The sequence below is a fragment of the Nitrospira sp. genome (assembly GCA_030653545.1).
In the GTDB taxonomy this organism is placed as follows: Bacteria; Nitrospirota; Nitrospiria; order Nitrospirales; family Nitrospiraceae; genus Nitrospira_D.
On sequence record JAURZE010000005.1, the window covers coordinates 114,176 to 130,486 of the forward strand.

Sequence of the window (16,311 nt, forward strand, 5' to 3'; positions counted from 1 at the left end):
AACTGCGGCAGTTCAAGCCTGAAGGTCCGGGTGGTCGACAAAATCGGCGAAGCGGCAACCCTTACGCTGGCAGTCGATAGGGTGCGCGAAGCGCCGCGTGATCGACAGATTCTCGACCATTGCCAAGCCGTCCCGTGGGTCTTTGAACGTCTGGGCGGCTTGCGCGTCGAGTCCGTGGGGGTGCCATCTTTCAGCAACCCGTCCGCATCGACGCGACCATGTTGGCTGATATCGAGCGGCTCAGCGGGCTGGCGCTGTTGCACAACCCGGCGTGTGTGGCTGGGATCACCGCCGCCCAGCGCGTGCTGGGCCTTGCACAGCGGCAACTGGAGCGGGTATCGGAGGCCTATCGAGCCGATGCGTTGGAGCAGGATCTGGTTTTTCTGGGGTTGGTGGCCATGAAAGACCCTCTCCAGCCGAAGGCGAAAGCGGCTGTCCCACTCTTTCTGGACGCGGGGATTCGGACGGTGATGATCACGGGGGATCACAAGGACACGGCGGCGGCCATCACCGCGGGGCTGGGATTGATGAAGGCCGGGGAATAGCCTTAGCCGGGACGGACCTAGACCGTCTGTCCGACGATGAGATGGTGAACGTTGTTGCCCATGTCTCGGTCTATGCCCGCGTTTCGGCCGAGCCTAAGCTGCGCATCATTCAGGCCTGGAAGCGGCGAGTGGCGATCGTGGCCATGACCGGGGACGGCGTCATCGATGCTCCTGCGGTCAAAGCGGCCGACATAGGCGTGGCGATGGGGGGGCAACAGAACGGATGTGACCAAGGAAGCGGCCGACATGGTCGTGACGGACGACAGCTTCGCCTCCATTGCCGCAGCGGTGGAGGAGGGGCGAGGCGTCTTCGACAATATTCGCAAGACCGTTCACTTCCTGTTGCCCTGCAATGTGAGCGAAGTGCTGGTCATGCTGTTTGTCGCCTTGCCGGGATTGCCATTGCCGCTGCTGCCGATCCAGATTCTGTGGATGAATCTCGTGACTGATGGCATTCCAGCCCTGGCTTTGGCCGTTGATCCCAAGGCTCCTGATTTGATGCAGCGTCTGCCCCGCCTGCCTGACGCTCGGTTGCTGGATGGTGGGCGGCTGCTTGCGATTGGAGCCGAGGGATTGATGTTGAGCGTCATCGCCCTCGGAGGTTTCAGCTATAACTTGTACGGATCGCATCAAAATGTTGAGCAGGCAAGGACCGTGGCGTTTACCGTGATAGTCGTCGCGCAATTGGTTCAGGCCTTCAACTGCCGGTGCGACCGGTTTTCGCTATTTCAGCTAGGCATTGGGACAAACCGGACGCTTTTGTGGGCTTTCCTTTTTTCCTGTGCCATGCAGCAGATCGCCGTGCTGACGGGTCCCGTTGCCTCGCCCATCTTCAAGGTCGCGGTATTGCCGCTCGAAGACTGGGTGCTGATGGGAACGATGGGTGCCTTGGCCGTTTGTGGTCATGGAAGCGGTCAAGTGGCAAAGACGGCGAAGAGTCCTGATCGGACAGGATCGATTCACCTAGTTATGGTTACAAGTCACTCGGCGTTTGCGTCAGGTATGCGATGAGTTCCACCCTATGAAGGAAGAGTGAAGGGCGATCTGTACAAGGGTATGACCCGGTTCCGTGAGCGAGGCGGCTTGTTGATGGACAGGCTGGCTCAGGCTAAGACCCCGATTCGTCCGTCAGCAGTTCCGGGTAGGCCGGGAGGAGCGTCGAGCTGAGGAACCGCTGCCCCCGCATCACCCGGTCGATGGCGCTAGGAAGTTCGTCAGCCGATCGTTTTAGCACATAGCCCCTCGCCCCAAGCCGGAAGGCCTCGGCGATATAAGATGGCCGATCATGCACGGTGAGGAAGATGATCCGCATCTGCGGCATGGCGACGAGCAGCCGGCGGGCTGCTTCGAATCCGTTCATGTGCGGCATTGCAACGTCGAGAAGGATCACGTCGGGCTTGAGCGCCAGGGCAGCTTGGAGCAAAGCCGTTCCATCGTGTACAACACCGACGACGGAGGCCGCCTTGCCGGCTGCTTGTCCCACCACATCTTCCATTTCAGGATGATCGTCGGCTAACAGGATACGCGTTCCATTCATAGGCTCCCTCTGCGAATCGGCTTTCTCCAGGAGATAGATCTGAGCGAGGACTGCGCCCCTCGTGCGCTTTCATGATGCCCTCTGATGCTGCACGGGCTCCGAATAGCTGCAACACTCGTTTCTATACATCGGGGGTAGCTCGACCGGTACTGGAGAAAGACCTAGTTTGTCTAACCCGCACTTACTAGGTGGCATCAGCCTGGATGGAATGGTAAGAATCGGCTAGGGCTGGGTACTGGCGAGACCCAGTGTGATTGCATACCGCATCAATTCCGCAGTGGTATGGATGTCGAGCTCTTCCATCAGGCGCGTCTTGTGGAACTCTACGGTTTTCACGCTTACGTTGAGTAACGTCGCGATCTCCTTGGTCCCTTTCCCTTCCCCGATCAATTGGAGCACTTCTCGCTGCCGAGGAGTGAGTTCGGATGCGGCGCCTTTGATGGCGGGCGGGTTTTCCTGCTTCAACGCCCGTTCCAGCACCGGTTTGGCGATCGAAGGGGTGAGATAGAGCTGCCCTTGTAGGGCGGCATCGATCGCCAGCGGCAATTCCAGCGGCGCAGACCGTTTGAGCAAGTAACAGCTGGCCCCGGCGTGAAACGCCTCCGTGGCATACGTCGGGCTCGTCTGCATGGTCAGAAAGATGAGTTTGATGTGGGGGCGGAGCTTCTTGATTTGCCTGGCGGCATCGATCCCGTTGAGCAACGGCATGGCGATGTCCAAGATGATGAGGTCCGGCTCCAGCCGTTGTGCCGCGTCCACCAGCGCACGGCCATCCTCGACCGTGCCGACGACGTCGCAGGTTTCCTCCGCGAGCTTGCGCAGTCCTGCCAGCATCAGGCTGTGATCGTCGGCTAAGAGCACGCGCGGTCTTTGTGCGTCGGGATCCTTCATTCTAGTACACGCTACGCTCACTGATTGGGGGATGCAAGGCGTTCGATCGGTCCCGTTTGATCGGGTGCGTCAGGTGGCATCCCGGACCACGGCACCCATGCGTGCACCTCCGCTCCGTCTCCGAGATGCGACTGGACACGAAACCTACCCTTCAACAGCCGCACCCGCTCTTCCATACTGATGAGCCCGAGTCCGCCTGAGCGGGGTTCCGTTGCGTCCGGATCAAATCCCATTCCGTCGTCACGAATACATACGCCGACGCCGGCGGCGGTGCCGAGCAACCGGATCAGCACCTTCGAGGCCTCGGCATGTTTGAGCACGTTTTGCAGACTCTCTTGGGTTACGCGATACAGGCATGTGGCCACGTCCATCGGAAGGGACTTGGGAACGCCCCGCTGCACGTACTGGACATCCAATCCGCTACGGCGCCGGAACTCATCGACGTGGTCTCTGACCGCCGCCTCCAAGCCCAGGTGTTCGAGGAGCGAAGGATGCAACCGGTAGGCGAAGTTGTGCACGTCATCGGCCAGTTGGGCGGCGGTTTTTCGAAGGCTCGCCAGATGGACCTCGAGTCGCGCGTCAGACGGACGAGATCGCTCAAGCGAGCCAATCTCCACGGCAAGGACCGCGAGTCGCTGCGTGATGTCGTCGTGCAGTTCGCGCGCGATCCGTTGCCGCTCGTGATCCTGCGCCTTCAGCAGATTTTCGGTGAGTGCTTCGAGTTGCGCCTGATGCTGGCGCAGTTGGGCCTCGGCCTGTTTCCGTTCGGTAATGTCCTTTTCCGATCCGACCATGCGAACGGCCCGGCCCGCTTCGTCCCAAAGCGCGATCCCGCGGTCTAGGATCCACATCCAGCTTCTGTCTCCGCGACAAATGCGGTACTCCTCGCGAAACTCTTGCCGCTTTTTCGCGAGGTAGTCATCCAGATGGCTAAGGACACGGATGCGGTCGTCGGGGTGAATGCGTGCCGACCACTGTTCAATGGTCTCATGGCCGCCCTCTCCGTCGAGCCCGTGCATCTCTTTCCAGTGGGAGGAGTAGACGACGAGCCGGGTCGTCAAGTCCCAATCATAGACGCCGTCATGCGTCGCTTGAGTCACAAGCTCCCAGCGATCCAGGGCGGTTTTGAGCTCGGCCGTGCGCTGGGTGACGCGGGCATCGAGCTCTTCATTGGCGAGGCGCAACGCCTGTTCTGCGTGTGTCCGCTGTTCGGCTTCTTGCCGAAGGCTTGCGTGGGCGCGCTCCAGTTCGACCGAGCGCTTGGCAAACATCTTTCCGCCCCAGAGGGCCGACCAGATGGCGAAGAAGGCCACGCTCCGGTTCACGAAGGACCAGATGAAGGATCCTCCCGGCGGAGAGACCAGCAGACCGATGACCAGCAATAGCGAGCAGAGGATGCCGAGGACGAGCGCAACCCGCCAGCCTCCGAGCCAGAGAGAGGCGAGACAAATCGGCACGTAGAGCATGAAGACGGCAAAGCCGAGCGGCGTGATCCAGTCGAGTGCAAATACTGCAGCCGTGGTAGCCGTGAGAAATCCAAGCAGAGGCACGCAGGTTGGTGGCCGTATCGTCATCAGGAGAGTTCCTTCGGTAATACGCGGAGGATCTTAGGCGCCTCCAGTGGTCCTCGCAAGGGCTCTGGCCCCTCAAGAGGTCGCCCGGTGCTACTCCTGGTAGCAAACGAGAGCGAGAGCTAGGTGGATCCCTAGGTTGCGGCCGTGCCACAGCGGGGGGTCGAGAAAGCGGGAATGGTGGATCTGTTCCTGCTATTCCAGGGCCGGACTTCGTTCTAGAGGCATACCGGCATGAACCATAGAGAACAGCCGAGCCGGCGCGCCGCGAATCGACTGGGTGCGCATCCGCTGGGAGATTCTTCGTAACTATCTGGGTCGTTCCCCAGTTGGGTGGAGACGAGTGAATTCGTTACGGTGCTGCACATGATGCTAATCACATTAGGCAGAGCTCGACGGATCACCGACGTGATGTTGTCGCGTATCGCCCCGTCCTGCAAGCGGTTTTGTCGCAAGACGCCTCAGTCACCCGTTTCCGAATGGACAGAGAGGACGAAAGGCCCGCGCACAAGTCGCGGAAAATGTTTGCATTCATCCGCTTTCCGTCCGCCGTGCAGTAGCCCGGCACCGTTCATGCGGTGGTATCGGGCCACTCCACTCGCTGTGAGAAAGTAAGGACTGTGCTGATGGACGCTCGGTGGTGTGGAGGATCGGTATTTGTGAGGGCCAATGCTGAAGGAATGGCGACCTGCCCTCGGTGTCGGGGGTTCATGGTGCCGATGACCGCCGAAGACGGGGACGGTGTGCCATTCTGTGCGAGCGAGCAGCCTGGCTGGCGGTGCGTCAACTGCGGTGAGCGGATCGATCTGTTGATTGTCGCCAACCGATTGGCGATGCGCAGTGGCACGCTGATGGAGTCACGGCCTCGGACTTGACGAACACAACCCGCAGGGATAGCCGAAAAAGAAAGCCACGTACGAGCGGGACATGCCGGCGACGGAGCCGGAGAAAGGATGGCGATCATGGTCGATCAAAAGCACGGAGAGACGCCGGTGTGGTCCATCGTATTGGCCGGCGGCGAAGGTGAACGGGTTAAGCCCTTGGTGCAGCGATGGCTTGGACGGCACCGTCCGAAGCAATATTGCGCATTCGTGGGCACGCGCTCAATGTTGCAACATACCGTGGACCGCGCCGCCCAGATCAGCACCCTCCGTCGAACGGTTGTGGTCGCGGCGAGCCATCATGAAGCGGAGCTTCGCGATCAATTGGCCGGGCGGCAGGTCGAGCATCTGCTCCTGCAACCGGCCAACTGCGACACGGCAGCCGGCGTCTTTCTCCCTCTCACCTATGTGCGGGCGCGTGATCCGAAGGCGACGGTTGTGATTTTCCCCTCCGATCATTTTGTGTATCCGGAAGCCCGGTTTCTCCGTTTGGTACGGCAAGCCATTCAGGCGGCGGAACGAGGGGCCGATCGCCTGGTACTCCTCGGCGTCCGGCCTGACCGATTGGAGTTGGAGTACGGGTGGATCGAGCCGGCACCGGAACAAGCCGGTGAGAACGCTGTGGAGCCGGTTCGACGCGTGCAGAGATTTCTGGAGAAACCGGAGCCGGCCCGAGCCGACGAAGCGATGCGGAACGGAGCTTTGTGGAATACTCTGGTATTGGCGGCGAAGGCGGAGGTGCTGTGGGAGTTGGGATGGCGATGTTTCCCCGAGATACTTGCGCGGTTTCAGCGGCTCGGCGATGCGATCGGCGGCCCGCGGGAGGCGGCGGTTTTGGCGGAGATTTATGAGGGGATGCCCCTCGCAAACTTCTCCGCCGACTTACTGCAGCGTATGCCGGAGGCCGTTGCGGTGCTGGAGCTTGACGGCGTTTTGTGGAGCGATTGGGGGAAGCCCGAGCGGATTGCTGAGACTCTGCGCCGGATCGACAAGCAGCCGGCCTTTCCGCCGTATTGCCTGGAACGTCCGTTTGCGCCGCATCCGCTGCCGCTCCAGGCGGAGGTCCGTTGGGCTTTGTAACGGTCGATGTGAAAGGAGCGAGGATGAAAATCGGGATGAGTCGAAAGAAACGAACAGGATCGTCGAGTCCGGTCAACGGAGCGGCCCCCGTACCTGCGACCGGAGAAGACGGCGTGCAGGCGCGGATCGCCGTGAGAGCGTACGAGATTTATATGGAGCGGGGCTTTCGGGAGGGGCACGAACTGGATGACTGGCTCGAGGCGGAACGTGATGTGCTTGGCGGTCAGATGTAAGCCGCCGAGGGGACGGTCTGCGTCGGCACTCCCATAAAGAAGTGATTCCTGGCTCAGGAGTGAACAACAAGTAGGGTGGATATGTATGTGCTCGCGCTGAACAGTGGAAGTTCGTCGCTCAAATTATTGTTGTGCGAGGGCGAGGGATCGACGGGTTCGGTGAAGGACTTGCCGCAAAGCCTGCGGGTCGTGCTACGCGGAGCCATCGAGCGGATAGGCGGAGAGACGACAGGAACAGGCACAACCAAATAGGGGAAGAGGTCGATGGTTATATGGTGACCGTCGACGAAGAGGGACGGATCGCGCGTGAGACCCTGCGCTGTTTGATCCATGCGAAAGGAACTGCTGTATGAAGGAACACCGGTTCGACGACGAACGGCTCGCTGAGCGGGCGGCGGATTGCCGACGGGGCGACTCTGACTTTTCGCGATGGGCCGAAGGGTACGGCGTAATCCGGCACAGCGACGAGACTCAGGTCCGCGTCCATAATCTCCTGCACGCACGCAACTCTTCCGGCACAACCGGCGACGCGGTTAAGGTCTATGATCTGCTCATGGCGTTGGATCGGCTCACCAGCGCCGGCCTCTGGCTGGTCGTGCATCAGACGTATGCGAGGAACGTGTATCTGGACGGTCGTCCGTTGGACGTCGAAGACTTCAAGGTCCAACCCGATGGCCACACCGGCGGCTCGCTCAACATGGTACCGGCCTATGCCGGGTATCTCGCCGCCAACGTCCTGACCGGCCACACGCGCGCCTGGCTGATGGGGCAGGGGCACTGCGTGGCGGCCGTGGACTCGCTCAATCTTCTTGTCGGGAACATGACAAGTGCGCACGCCGAACGGTATGCGACGACGGACGAAGGACTCACGCGCTACGTGCGAGATTTCTATGCCTATCGCCTCCGGGAGGATGGCCGTCAAGATTCGCCGCTGGGCAGTCACGTGAACGCCCACACGGCGGGAGGGCTGGCGGAAGGCGGCTATCTGGGATTCGCCGAATTGCAGTACGTCCACATGCCCTTGCAGGGCGAACGATTGGTGGCGTTCCTCTCCGATGGCGCGTTTGAAGAACAACGGGGCAGCGATTGGGCGCCGCGCTGGTGGCGTGCTGAGGATTCTGGGCTCGTGATGCCGATCATGATCAAGAACGGCCGGCGTATCGATCAGCGGACGACGATGTCCCAGCAGGGCGGCGCGGCCTGGTTCAGCGAGCACCTGAAATTGAATGGGTTCGATCCGATCGTGTTCGACGGCCGCGATCCCGCCGCCTTTCTCTGGGCAATTCTTGAAATGGAGCGCCGCCTGGAAGAGGCCGCAGATTCTGTTCGATCCGGACAGAGCCGTTACCCGATTCTTTTGCCCTACGGTATCGCCGTCGCTCCGAAAGGGGCCGGATTTCCCGGGGAGGGCACCAACCTCGCCCATAACCTGCCCTTGATAGCCAACCCGCGCATCGACCGCCGTGCCGCTGATCTGTTTAACAAGGGAGCGAACCGGCTCTGGATTCCGCAGGCCGATCTCGCGGCTGCCGTGACCCTCTTTCAGCGGCACAAGACATCCGGCCGGGCAAGGGAACGCGATCATGTGCTGGCGCACCGGAACCTTCCTGCGGCGGAGATCCCCGATCCCCCATTTCGACCGGTGTCTGAGGAAGCGCGCCGCGCATTGCACGGTTGGCCTATGGCTTCGCCGATGACGGCCATCGACGGCATGTTCGTCGCAATTCTCAAGGCCAATCCCCATCTGCGGCCACGAGTCGGCAATCCGGATGAAATGCGATCGAATCGTTTGATTGAGACGCTTGAGCGTCTGAAGTTCAGGGTAACTGATCCGGAACCCGGCATTCCGGAATCTGAACAGGGCGCCGTCATCACCGCACTCAACGAGGAGGCGGTGGCATCTGCGGCCCTGGCCAACAAGGGCGGCATTAATCTGATCCATACCTACGAGGCTTTCGGCAGCAAGATGCACGGAGCGATCCGGCAGGAGATCATCTTCGCCAATCATTGTCAGGAAGCCGGGCGACCGCAACGCTGGCTCTCGATCCCGCTGATCCTGACTTCGCATACCTGGGAGAATGGGAAGAATGAGCAATCCCACCAAGATCCCAGCATGGCCGAAGCGATGCTGGGCGAGTTGTCGCATGTCTCTCGTGTGGTCTTTCCTGCGGACTTTAACACTGCGGCGATCGTCATGGAGCAGGTCTACCAGACCCATGGACAGTTCTGGACTGTGGTCGTGCCGAAAGCCGACACGCTGCCCGATCTATTCACGCCCGATGAAGCCCGGCGACTGGTAACCGACGGGGGCATGTTGGTAGATTGGGCCGGCCATGAGCCGGACCGCCCGCTGATTATTCTGACGGCGGTCGGGGCCTATCAACTCGGGGAAGTTCTGGCCGCCTCCAGGCGGCTGGCCGAGCGCGCGGTGGAGCACCGCGTCGTCTATCTGCTCGAGCCGGGCCGTTTCCGCGCGCCACGCAGTGACGGCGAGCAGGTCCATCAGGCTCCAACGGCGCTGCGCGAACAGCTCTTCCCGACCCAGGTCCAACCCCGGCTGTTCGTGACCCATACACGTCCGGAAGTCCTTCTCGGCGTGCTGGGGCCGCTGCACACGGGATCGCGCACGAGCGGACTGGGCTACATCAATCAGGGCGGAACGTTGAATACGCCGGGACTGTTCTTCCTCAACCGCTGTAGCTGGGCACACGTGCTGGCTGAAGCGGCCGAATTGCTGGAGGTGCCGCGAGCGCGGCTCCTGAGCGCGGAAGAAATCCAGGCGCTCGATGGGCAACGCAGCCCGCACGGCGTGATCATTCCGGAGGTGGAGGGGTGAGCGTGCATCACACGTTCGGCACAGGGCGGGGGGAGAAGACACCCGGGGCAGGACCGCATCCAGACAGGACCGGTCGATCGTCGCGATGCAGAACGTGGATCGACCATGCGCCTGCCGGGCACAGCCCATCAGGGCCCACTCGGTGAAAGGTGCCATGGAGGAGTCGCCCCAGTTCTCTGCTCAGATGACTCGCACGATGTCCGTCCTCCGAGCGTTTCAAGGAGCGGCATGGGACTTTTGGCATCACGGCTGCACGACGTTGGCGGCGTCGCTGGCCTTCTTCTCCCTGCTGTCGTTTTTCCCACTGGTGTTTTTGCTGCTCTCGCTGGCCAGCGGACTCAGCCACCAGATGATGGGACATGAGTATTTGCTTGGGCTGCTGCAAGGCTTCATGCCGGAGCTGGGCGATCAATTGGCCATGGAGGTAGGGAGGCTGGCTGGGGAAGACACCGTGCGCTGGGTCGCGGCGATCTCCTTTGTGTGGTTCGGCTTGCTGGTGTTCTACGAGGTGGACTATGCCGTGAACATCGTATTCGGCGCCGGCCATTTGCGGCATGCGTTCGGCGCCACGGCCATGGCCGTCGGCCTGCTCGGAATCGTCGGCTTATTCTTCACGCTGTCGTTTCTCGTGACGCAGATCTTGCGGATGCTGCTCCATCAGGCTTCCCGGATCGGCAACCTGGATTTCGAGGCGTTGCTGATCAATCATTTCATGCTGTCGTATCTGGCGCCGTTCGTTCTGGTCTTCGCCGTCGCCACGGGCCTCTATCGCTATGTGCCGAGAAGCCGCCCGGCGTGGCGGGAGGCCGCCATCGGAGGGATCGCGCTCACGCTGCTGTGGGAAGCGGCCAAACACCTGTTCAGTCTGTACCTGCAGACGCTGTCGGTCTACAGCCTCATGTACGGGTCCTTCCTCGTGATGGTGTTTTTCCTGCTGTGGGTGTATTACTCGGCGGCGTTGTTGTTGTTCGGCGCGGCGGTCGTGCATCGGTTGCAAATGGCCCGCGTGGCGCCATGTTCGCCATGAGCGATCACGCCGCACATGATTGGACCGAAGGAGAGGATACGACACGCATGATTCACACAGATTCACAGGCCGCGGCCGTAGCGTGAGGCTGACGCTCGGAAGAGATTGCGTACTGTCGCATGGTGGTGTGCGCTCGTGGTGTTTCACGGGTTACCCTGCTTGACGGCGTCTAGTTCGGCCAGGCGGCGCGGCGAAAGGCACTGGTGATCCTCCTGAAACCGACGACGAAATATGGCCTAGGTGCAACCATGGGAAACGACATGAATTTGACACACGACACCCCTTCTGGAGGATGCCGATGAGCCAAGACCTCTATCCCGTTCCCGAAGAGTTCCGAACGCAGGCCCATATCACCGAGCCTCGCTATCAGGACCTGTACCAACGCTCGGTCGAAGATCCCGAAGGCTTCTGGAGTGAACAGGCCAAAAGGTCTGTGAGCTGGTCCGGGCCTTGGAGCAGAGTGCTGGATTGGGACTTCAAGACCGGTCATATCCGCTGGTTCGAAGGCGGCAAGCTGAACGCCTGTTATAACTGCGTCGACCGGCATCTGGTCGAGCGCGGCGAACAGCCTGCGATCATCTGGGAGGGGAATGAGCCGGATCAGAGTCGCAGGATTACCTACCGCGAACTGCATGAACAGGTCTGCCGCGTGGCCAACGTGCTCAAGAAGCGGGGCATCGGCACAGGCGACCGAGTGTGCATTTACATGCCGATGATTCCCGAAGCCGTGTTTGCCATGCTGGCCTGCGCCCGTATCGGCGCCATCCATTCGGTGGTGTTCGCCGGGTTCTCGTCCGAGGCTTTCAAGCATCGCGTCCAGGACTGCGATGCCCGGCTGGTGGTCACCGCCGACGGCTATTGCCACGGCGCCAAGACGATTGACCACAAGAAGAAAACGGACCAGGCGCTGGAGGAATGTCCCGGCGTCAAGACCCTGCTGGTGGTCAAACATCGCGGCGCGGCGATCGCCTGGAACAGCGAACGCGACGTCTGGTATCACGAGGCCGTCGCCGACAGTTCGCCCGAATGCCCGGTCGTGGAAATGGACGCCGAAGCCCCGTTGTTCATTCTCTATACCTCCGGCTCGACCGGCAAGCCGAAAGGCCTGGTGCACACGACGGGAGGCTATCTGGTGTTCGCCGCCATCACGCATCAGTACACCTTCGACTACCATGAGGGCGAGGTGTACTGGTGTACCGCGGACGTCGGCTGGATCACCGGCCATACCTACATTGTGTATGGCCCATTGGCCAACGGCGCGACCACGCTGCTGTTCGAAGGCGTGCCCCATTATCCGGACTATTCCCGATTCTGGCAGGTCGTGGATAAGCACCGGGTCAATATTTTCTATACGGCGCCCACGGCGATACGCGCCCTGATGGCTGAAGGCGAGGAGCCGGTGAAGAAGACCAGCCGCCGGAGCCTGCGGGTGCTGGGCACGGTTGGGGAGCCTATCGATCCCAAGGCCTGGGAATGGTTTTATCGAGTCGTCGGGGAGCAGCGCTGTCCCATTGCGGACACCTGGTGGCAGACGGAAACCGGTGGTCTGCTCTTGACCCCTCTGCCAGGGGCCATGCCGTTGAAACCGGGGTCGGTGGCCAAGCCATTCTTCGGTGTGGTCCCGGCCCTGGTAGATGAGAAGGGCGCTATCCTTGAAGGCGAGGCCCAGGGCCGGCTGGTCATCACCCGCCCCTGGCCCGCGCTGGCGCGCACAATCTATGGCAATCATGAGCGCTTCATCAAAACCTATTTCAGCAGATTCCCAGGCCTCTATGACACGGAGGACGGCGCCCGGCGTGACGCGGACGGCTACTACTGGATCACCGGACGGGTCGATGACGTCTTGAATGTGTCCGGTCATCGCCTGGGGACCGCTGAGCTGGAGAGTGCGCTGGCCAAGCACCCGGATGTGGCCGAGGCCTCCGTGGTCGGGTACCCGCATGCGATCAAGGGGCAGGGTATCTATGCCTATGTGGTATTGAACGAAGGCGTCGCACCATCGGACGCATTACGCGCAGCACTCGTCGGACAGGTGCGCAGCGAAATCGGCCCCGTGGCCAAACCCGACGTCATCCAATGGGCCGAGGCTCTGCCCAAGACCCGCTCCGGAAAGATCATGCGCCGTATCTTGCGGAAAATTTCGGCGTATGAACTGAGTGACCTGGGGGATACCTCGACCCTGGCCGATCCCACCGTGGTCGAGGCCTTGATTGCAGGACGCAGGACACCATAACTAAATGATTCGCGCATCATCATCTCGATGACATGTGTCAGTTGAACGTATCTGTTTGGACAGCGCGGCGGAGAAGGTAGTGCGGAGCGCACACAAAGGAGGGGCCATGAACGAAGCGTTGATCAATCGAGTCCTTGTCGCCACCGATTTTTCCGCCTGCGCGCGGCGGGCGCTTGCGTATGGCGTCTATGTTGCGCGGATCTGGTCGGCGCATATGGACCTGCTCCATGTGGTGGAAATGCAGCCGGGGTTGGAGCTTGACGCGTCCGTTCCTGATCCGCTGGTTGAGCTGCGCCGGAAGGAGTCGGAGCGGCTCCTTGGCGACCTGGTTTCCCGCGTGAAACGAGAAGGTCCGAGCGTGGATGGGCGCCTGCGTCAGGGGATTCCCAGCGAGCAGATCTCGCAGGCCGCGCTCGAACAAGGGGCCGATCTTGTCGTCGTCGGCACCCATGGGAGGACCGGACTGGATCATATTCTGCTCGGCAGCACGGCGGAGCGCGTCATCAAGCAGACGCCCTGCCCGGTGCTCACTGTTCGGGCCGCCCGTATCCGGGAGGAGGAGAGAGACGAGAGCGCGCCGCCCCGTATCCAGCACATCCTGGCACCGGTCGACTTCTCCAGCCCGTCCCTCGAGGCGCTGGAGTATGCGACTCAGGTGGCCGATCGCTTCGGAGCCCGGCTCACGCTGCTGCACGTGCTGGAGCCGGTCTACCTCGATCTGGAATTAGGGCCTGGGCGGATCGAGGATGAGCCCCAGAAGCGGGCTCACCGGGGGGCTCAGTTGGATGAGCTCGCTCAGGCGGTGAAGCGGTGCGAGGTGGCGGCGGAGTCTCTGATTCTCGGAGGGATTCCGTCCGAGTCGATTCTAGCCTGTGCCCGCGGGCAGGGCTGCGATCTGATCGTCATGGGGACCCATGGACGGCGGGGGCTGATGCGCTTCTGGTACGGCAGTGTGGCAGAAGCCGTGCTCCGGCAGGCACCCTGTCCGGTGCTCACGGTTCGAAGCCCGAAGTTCAGTCCCGGCCAGCGTCGGGTAGTCCCATCGACGATGACCGCGTCATAAAAAAGGAGCGTAGACATGGAACCGCGTGACATTTACATCACCGAATTCGACCTGGCCCGCTTACAGGAACTGCTGGAGGTGGGCATCAGCTTCAAAGAACGAGACCGGGAGTATCTGGAGAGTTTGCAGAATGAGCTGGACCGCGCCCATATTGTGGAGCCGGCCGCAATTCCTCATGATGTGGTCACGATGAACTCTCGGATTCGCCTCAAGGATATGGATACAGAAGAGGAACACGCCTATACGCTGGTGTTCCCCGCGGACGCCGACATCGAGGCGAACAACATTTCGATTCTCGCCCCGGTCGGCACGGCGATCCTCGGATACAAGGCCGGCGACCTCATCGAATGGCCGGTGCCGGCAGGCGTGAAAACGCTCCGCATCAAAGAAGTGTTGTATCAACCCGAGGCCGCAGGCCGGTATGACCTATGAGAGCTAGGCTATGAGAGCCGGTGAGCGGCACGTTCGCTGTCGGGAACAGGAGGGTATCGCATGATCGAGGCCGACAGACCCGTCGTCGCTTATTTGTCCATGGAGATTGCCTTGGAGTCTTCGATTCCCACCTATTCTGGAGGACTCGGGGTTCTGGCCGGGGATACGCTCCGGGCGGCAGCCGACCTAGGCATCCACCTGGTGGGTGTCACGTTATCGCACCGCCGCGGCTATTTCCATCAGCGGGTGGACCCTCTCGGCCGGCAATCCGAGGAGCCGGTCTCCTGGTCCATGGATGACTTTCTCGAGCCGATGGAGCCCCGCGTGACGGTTGAACTCGAAGGCCGGCCCGTGCAAATCCGAGCCTGGCGTTACCAGATCATGGGAGCGTCGGGATCACGGGTTCCCGTGTATCTCCTGGACACGGACCTGGACGGGAACGCGCCGGAGGATCGCGCGCTGACGGATGTGCTGTATGGGGGCGATCTGGCCCACCGGCTCCGCCAGGAAGCGGTCCTCGGACTCGGCGGCGTCCGGATGCTGCGGGCCCTGGGGTACCGGACGATCACCAGGTTTCACCTCAACGAAGGGCACGCGGCGCTGTTGATCCTGGCGTTGCTGGAGGAGGAGTTCGCGCGGCGCGGAAGCAGCATCGCCCTGTCGCCTGATGTCATCGAGGAGGTCAGTGAACGCTGTGTCTTCACGACCCACACGCCGGTCCCAGCCGGGCATGACCAGTTTTCGCTCGATCTGGTGCGCCAGGTCCTGGGCGAGCGCCTGGCTGGTTGGCTCAAAGCGTGCGGCCAGGACCCGATCGTCAATCTGACCGATCTGGCGCTACGCGGTTCCCGGTTCATCAACGGCGTGGCCATGAAGCACGGGGAAGTATCGCGGGCGCTGTTCCCTGGGTACCCGATCCGCTCCATCACGAACGGCGTCCATGCGGTGACCTGGGCCGCGCCGTCGTTTCACGCGCTCTACGACCGGCTGCTTCCGGACTGGCGCCGCGACCAGTTATCGCTGCGCTATGCGGTGAGCATTCCCGAGGCGGACATCTGGGAGGCGCATATGGACGCCAAGCGCGCCCTGGTGGACACTGTGAACCGCGAGACCAACGCGGGCTTCGATCGCGATGTGCTGACCCTCGGCTTCGCCCGGCGGGCGACCGCCTACAAACGCTGGACGCTGGTGTTTCACGATCTGGACCGGCTGAAGCAGATTGTCGCGCAGCGGGCCGCCTGCAGATCGTCTTTGCCGGGAAGGCCCATCCGCGAGACCATGACGGCAAAGAAGTGATCCGGCAGATCCACGCCATGCGCGAGGCCCTCAAGGGCGTGATTCCCGTCGCGTACCTGGCCAACTACGACATGGCTTTGGCCAGGCAGGTCTGCGCCGGGGTGGACGTGTGGCTGAACACGCCTATCCCGCCGATGGAAGCCTCGGGGACGAGCGGCATGAAGGCGGCGATCAACGGCGTGCCCAGCCTCAGCGTGCTCGACGGCTGGTGGATCGAGGGGCATGTCGAAGATGTCACCGGCTGGTCGATCGGCGATAGCGTCGACGCCTGCCTGGCCTCGGCTTCGGGCATGGATGGCTGCCATGCCGACGCGCTCTATGACAAGCTGGCGACGAAGGTGGCGCCCTGCTTCTATGAGGATCGCTCGCGGTATATCGGCATCATGCGGCATGCGATCGCGTTGAACGGCGGCTTCTTCAACACGCATCGGATGATGGTCCAGTATGTCCATAATGCGTACCGCCTTCCCGATGAATCCGTTGAGTTTTTGCGGCTGGATCGGTCGAACCGGTGAGGGATGATGATGCTGACCGTAGACGATGAGGGCGCATCCTGAGTCGTCCTGCGGCTGTAACCTGGTTGCGAGATCGATGCTCTGACGAGAGGGGTGCTGGCGCATGGTGGTGCGCGCTCCTGGTATTCCAAGGGTTGTTCCTGCTTGACGGCGGCGGGTTCGCCCGGGTGG

Annotated in this window: 14 protein-coding genes and 1 pseudogene; 12 read left to right on the forward strand and 3 right to left on the reverse strand. The window is 61.6% G+C overall.

Going from position 1 to position 16,311, the window contains the following annotated elements; all coding sequences use genetic code 11:
* Positions 1 to 176 precede the first annotated feature (176 nt).
* Together Q7U39_00975 and Q7U39_00980 are read left to right on the forward strand one after the other, a co-directional pair.
* Positions 177 to 545 (forward strand): annotated as a pseudogene (locus Q7U39_00975) (hypothetical protein).
* A gap of 225 nt (positions 546 to 770) precedes the next feature.
* Entirely contained in the window at positions 771 to 1,556 is a 786-nt protein-coding gene (locus tag Q7U39_00980; protein MDO9116503.1) for a cation transporting ATPase C-terminal domain-containing protein, read from the forward strand.
* A 97-nt stretch (positions 1,557 to 1,653) separates the two neighbouring features.
* On the opposite strand, the gene Q7U39_00985 is transcribed toward Q7U39_00980, so the two are convergent.
* The 3 genes from Q7U39_00985 to Q7U39_00995 form a co-directional block, all read right to left on the reverse strand.
* The gene (locus Q7U39_00985; GenBank protein MDO9116504.1) at positions 1,654 to 2,082 is read right to left on the reverse strand and encodes a response regulator transcription factor; all 429 of its coding nucleotides are present in this window, start codon (positions 2,080 to 2,082) and stop codon (positions 1,654 to 1,656) included.
* Between the two features lie 222 nt (positions 2,083 to 2,304).
* Positions 2,305 to 2,973, reverse strand: a complete 669-nt coding sequence (locus tag Q7U39_00990; protein MDO9116505.1) for a response regulator transcription factor — start codon at positions 2,971 to 2,973, stop codon at positions 2,305 to 2,307.
* A 17-nt stretch (positions 2,974 to 2,990) separates the two neighbouring features.
* Positions 2,991 to 4,547 carry a PAS domain-containing protein gene (locus Q7U39_00995; GenBank protein ID MDO9116506.1) on the reverse strand — a complete coding sequence of 519 codons (1,557 nt, stop codon included), beginning with the start codon at positions 4,545 to 4,547 and terminating at the stop codon, positions 2,991 to 2,993.
* A 959-nt stretch (positions 4,548 to 5,506) separates the two neighbouring features.
* On the opposite strand from Q7U39_00995, the gene Q7U39_01000 reads away from it, so the two are divergent.
* From Q7U39_01000 to Q7U39_01045, 10 genes are all read left to right on the forward strand, one after another.
* Positions 5,507 to 6,505 (forward strand): sugar phosphate nucleotidyltransferase, encoded by a 999-nt coding sequence (locus tag Q7U39_01000; protein ID MDO9116507.1) that lies wholly within the window; start codon positions 5,507 to 5,509, stop codon positions 6,503 to 6,505.
* Between the two features lie 23 nt (positions 6,506 to 6,528).
* Positions 6,529 to 6,738 (forward strand): DUF2934 domain-containing protein, encoded by a 210-nt coding sequence (locus Q7U39_01005; GenBank protein MDO9116508.1) that lies wholly within the window; start codon positions 6,529 to 6,531, stop codon positions 6,736 to 6,738.
* Positions 6,739 to 6,819: 81 nt separating this feature from the next.
* A complete protein-coding gene (locus Q7U39_01010; protein ID MDO9116509.1) occupies positions 6,820 to 6,990 on the forward strand; it encodes a hypothetical protein in 171 nt (56 codons plus the stop codon).
* Positions 6,991 to 7,087: 97 nt separating this feature from the next.
* Positions 7,088 to 9,574 carry a hypothetical protein gene (locus Q7U39_01015; GenBank protein MDO9116510.1) on the forward strand — a complete coding sequence of 829 codons (2,487 nt, stop codon included), beginning with the start codon at positions 7,088 to 7,090 and terminating at the stop codon, positions 9,572 to 9,574.
* Positions 9,575 to 9,770: 196 nt separating this feature from the next.
* The gene (locus tag Q7U39_01020; protein MDO9116511.1) at positions 9,771 to 10,601 is read left to right on the forward strand and encodes a YihY/virulence factor BrkB family protein; all 831 of its coding nucleotides are present in this window, start codon (positions 9,771 to 9,773) and stop codon (positions 10,599 to 10,601) included.
* A gap of 298 nt (positions 10,602 to 10,899) precedes the next feature.
* Positions 10,900 to 12,834: an acetate--CoA ligase gene (acs, locus tag Q7U39_01025; GenBank protein MDO9116512.1), complete on the forward strand. Its 1,935-nt coding sequence runs from the start codon at positions 10,900 to 10,902 to the stop codon at positions 12,832 to 12,834.
* 106 nt (positions 12,835 to 12,940) lie between these two features.
* Positions 12,941 to 13,897, forward strand: a complete 957-nt coding sequence (locus Q7U39_01030) for a universal stress protein (protein MDO9116513.1) — start codon at positions 12,941 to 12,943, stop codon at positions 13,895 to 13,897.
* 15 nt (positions 13,898 to 13,912) lie between these two features.
* Positions 13,913 to 14,329: a nucleoside diphosphate kinase regulator gene (gene rnk, locus Q7U39_01035; protein ID MDO9116514.1), complete on the forward strand. Its 417-nt coding sequence runs from the start codon at positions 13,913 to 13,915 to the stop codon at positions 14,327 to 14,329.
* Positions 14,330 to 14,389: 60 nt separating this feature from the next.
* Entirely contained in the window at positions 14,390 to 15,625 is a 1,236-nt protein-coding gene (gene glgP, locus Q7U39_01040) for an alpha-glucan family phosphorylase (GenBank protein MDO9116515.1), read from the forward strand.
* Entirely contained in the window at positions 15,622 to 16,140 is a 519-nt protein-coding gene (locus Q7U39_01045; GenBank protein ID MDO9116516.1) for a glycogen/starch/alpha-glucan phosphorylase, read from the forward strand. Before glgP ends, Q7U39_01045 begins: the two co-directional genes overlap by 4 nt.
* Positions 16,141 to 16,311 lie beyond the last annotated feature (171 nt).

Coding starts and splice junctions, on each gene's coding strand:
- Q7U39_00985 (MDO9116504.1), bottom strand. CDS start 2,082: ATGAATGGAACGCGTATCCTGTTAGCCGACGATCATCCTGAAATGGAA.
- Q7U39_00990 (MDO9116505.1), bottom strand. CDS start 2,973: ATGAAGGATCCCGACGCACAAAGACCGCGCGTGCTCTTAGCCGACGAT.
- Q7U39_00995 (MDO9116506.1), bottom strand. CDS start 4,547: ATGACGATACGGCCACCAACCTGCGTGCCTCTGCTTGGATTTCTCACG.
- Q7U39_01000 (MDO9116507.1), top strand. CDS start 5,507: ATGGTCGATCAAAAGCACGGAGAGACGCCGGTGTGGTCCATCGTATTG.
- Q7U39_01005 (MDO9116508.1), top strand. CDS start 6,529: ATGAAAATCGGGATGAGTCGAAAGAAACGAACAGGATCGTCGAGTCCG.
- Q7U39_01010 (MDO9116509.1), top strand. CDS start 6,820: ATGTATGTGCTCGCGCTGAACAGTGGAAGTTCGTCGCTCAAATTATTG.
- Q7U39_01015 (MDO9116510.1), top strand. CDS start 7,088: ATGAAGGAACACCGGTTCGACGACGAACGGCTCGCTGAGCGGGCGGCG.
- Q7U39_01020 (MDO9116511.1), top strand. CDS start 9,771: ATGTCCGTCCTCCGAGCGTTTCAAGGAGCGGCATGGGACTTTTGGCAT.
- acs (MDO9116512.1), top strand. CDS start 10,900: ATGAGCCAAGACCTCTATCCCGTTCCCGAAGAGTTCCGAACGCAGGCC.
- Q7U39_01030 (MDO9116513.1), top strand. CDS start 12,941: ATGAACGAAGCGTTGATCAATCGAGTCCTTGTCGCCACCGATTTTTCC.
- rnk (MDO9116514.1), top strand. CDS start 13,913: ATGGAACCGCGTGACATTTACATCACCGAATTCGACCTGGCCCGCTTA.
- glgP (MDO9116515.1), top strand. CDS start 14,390: ATGATCGAGGCCGACAGACCCGTCGTCGCTTATTTGTCCATGGAGATT.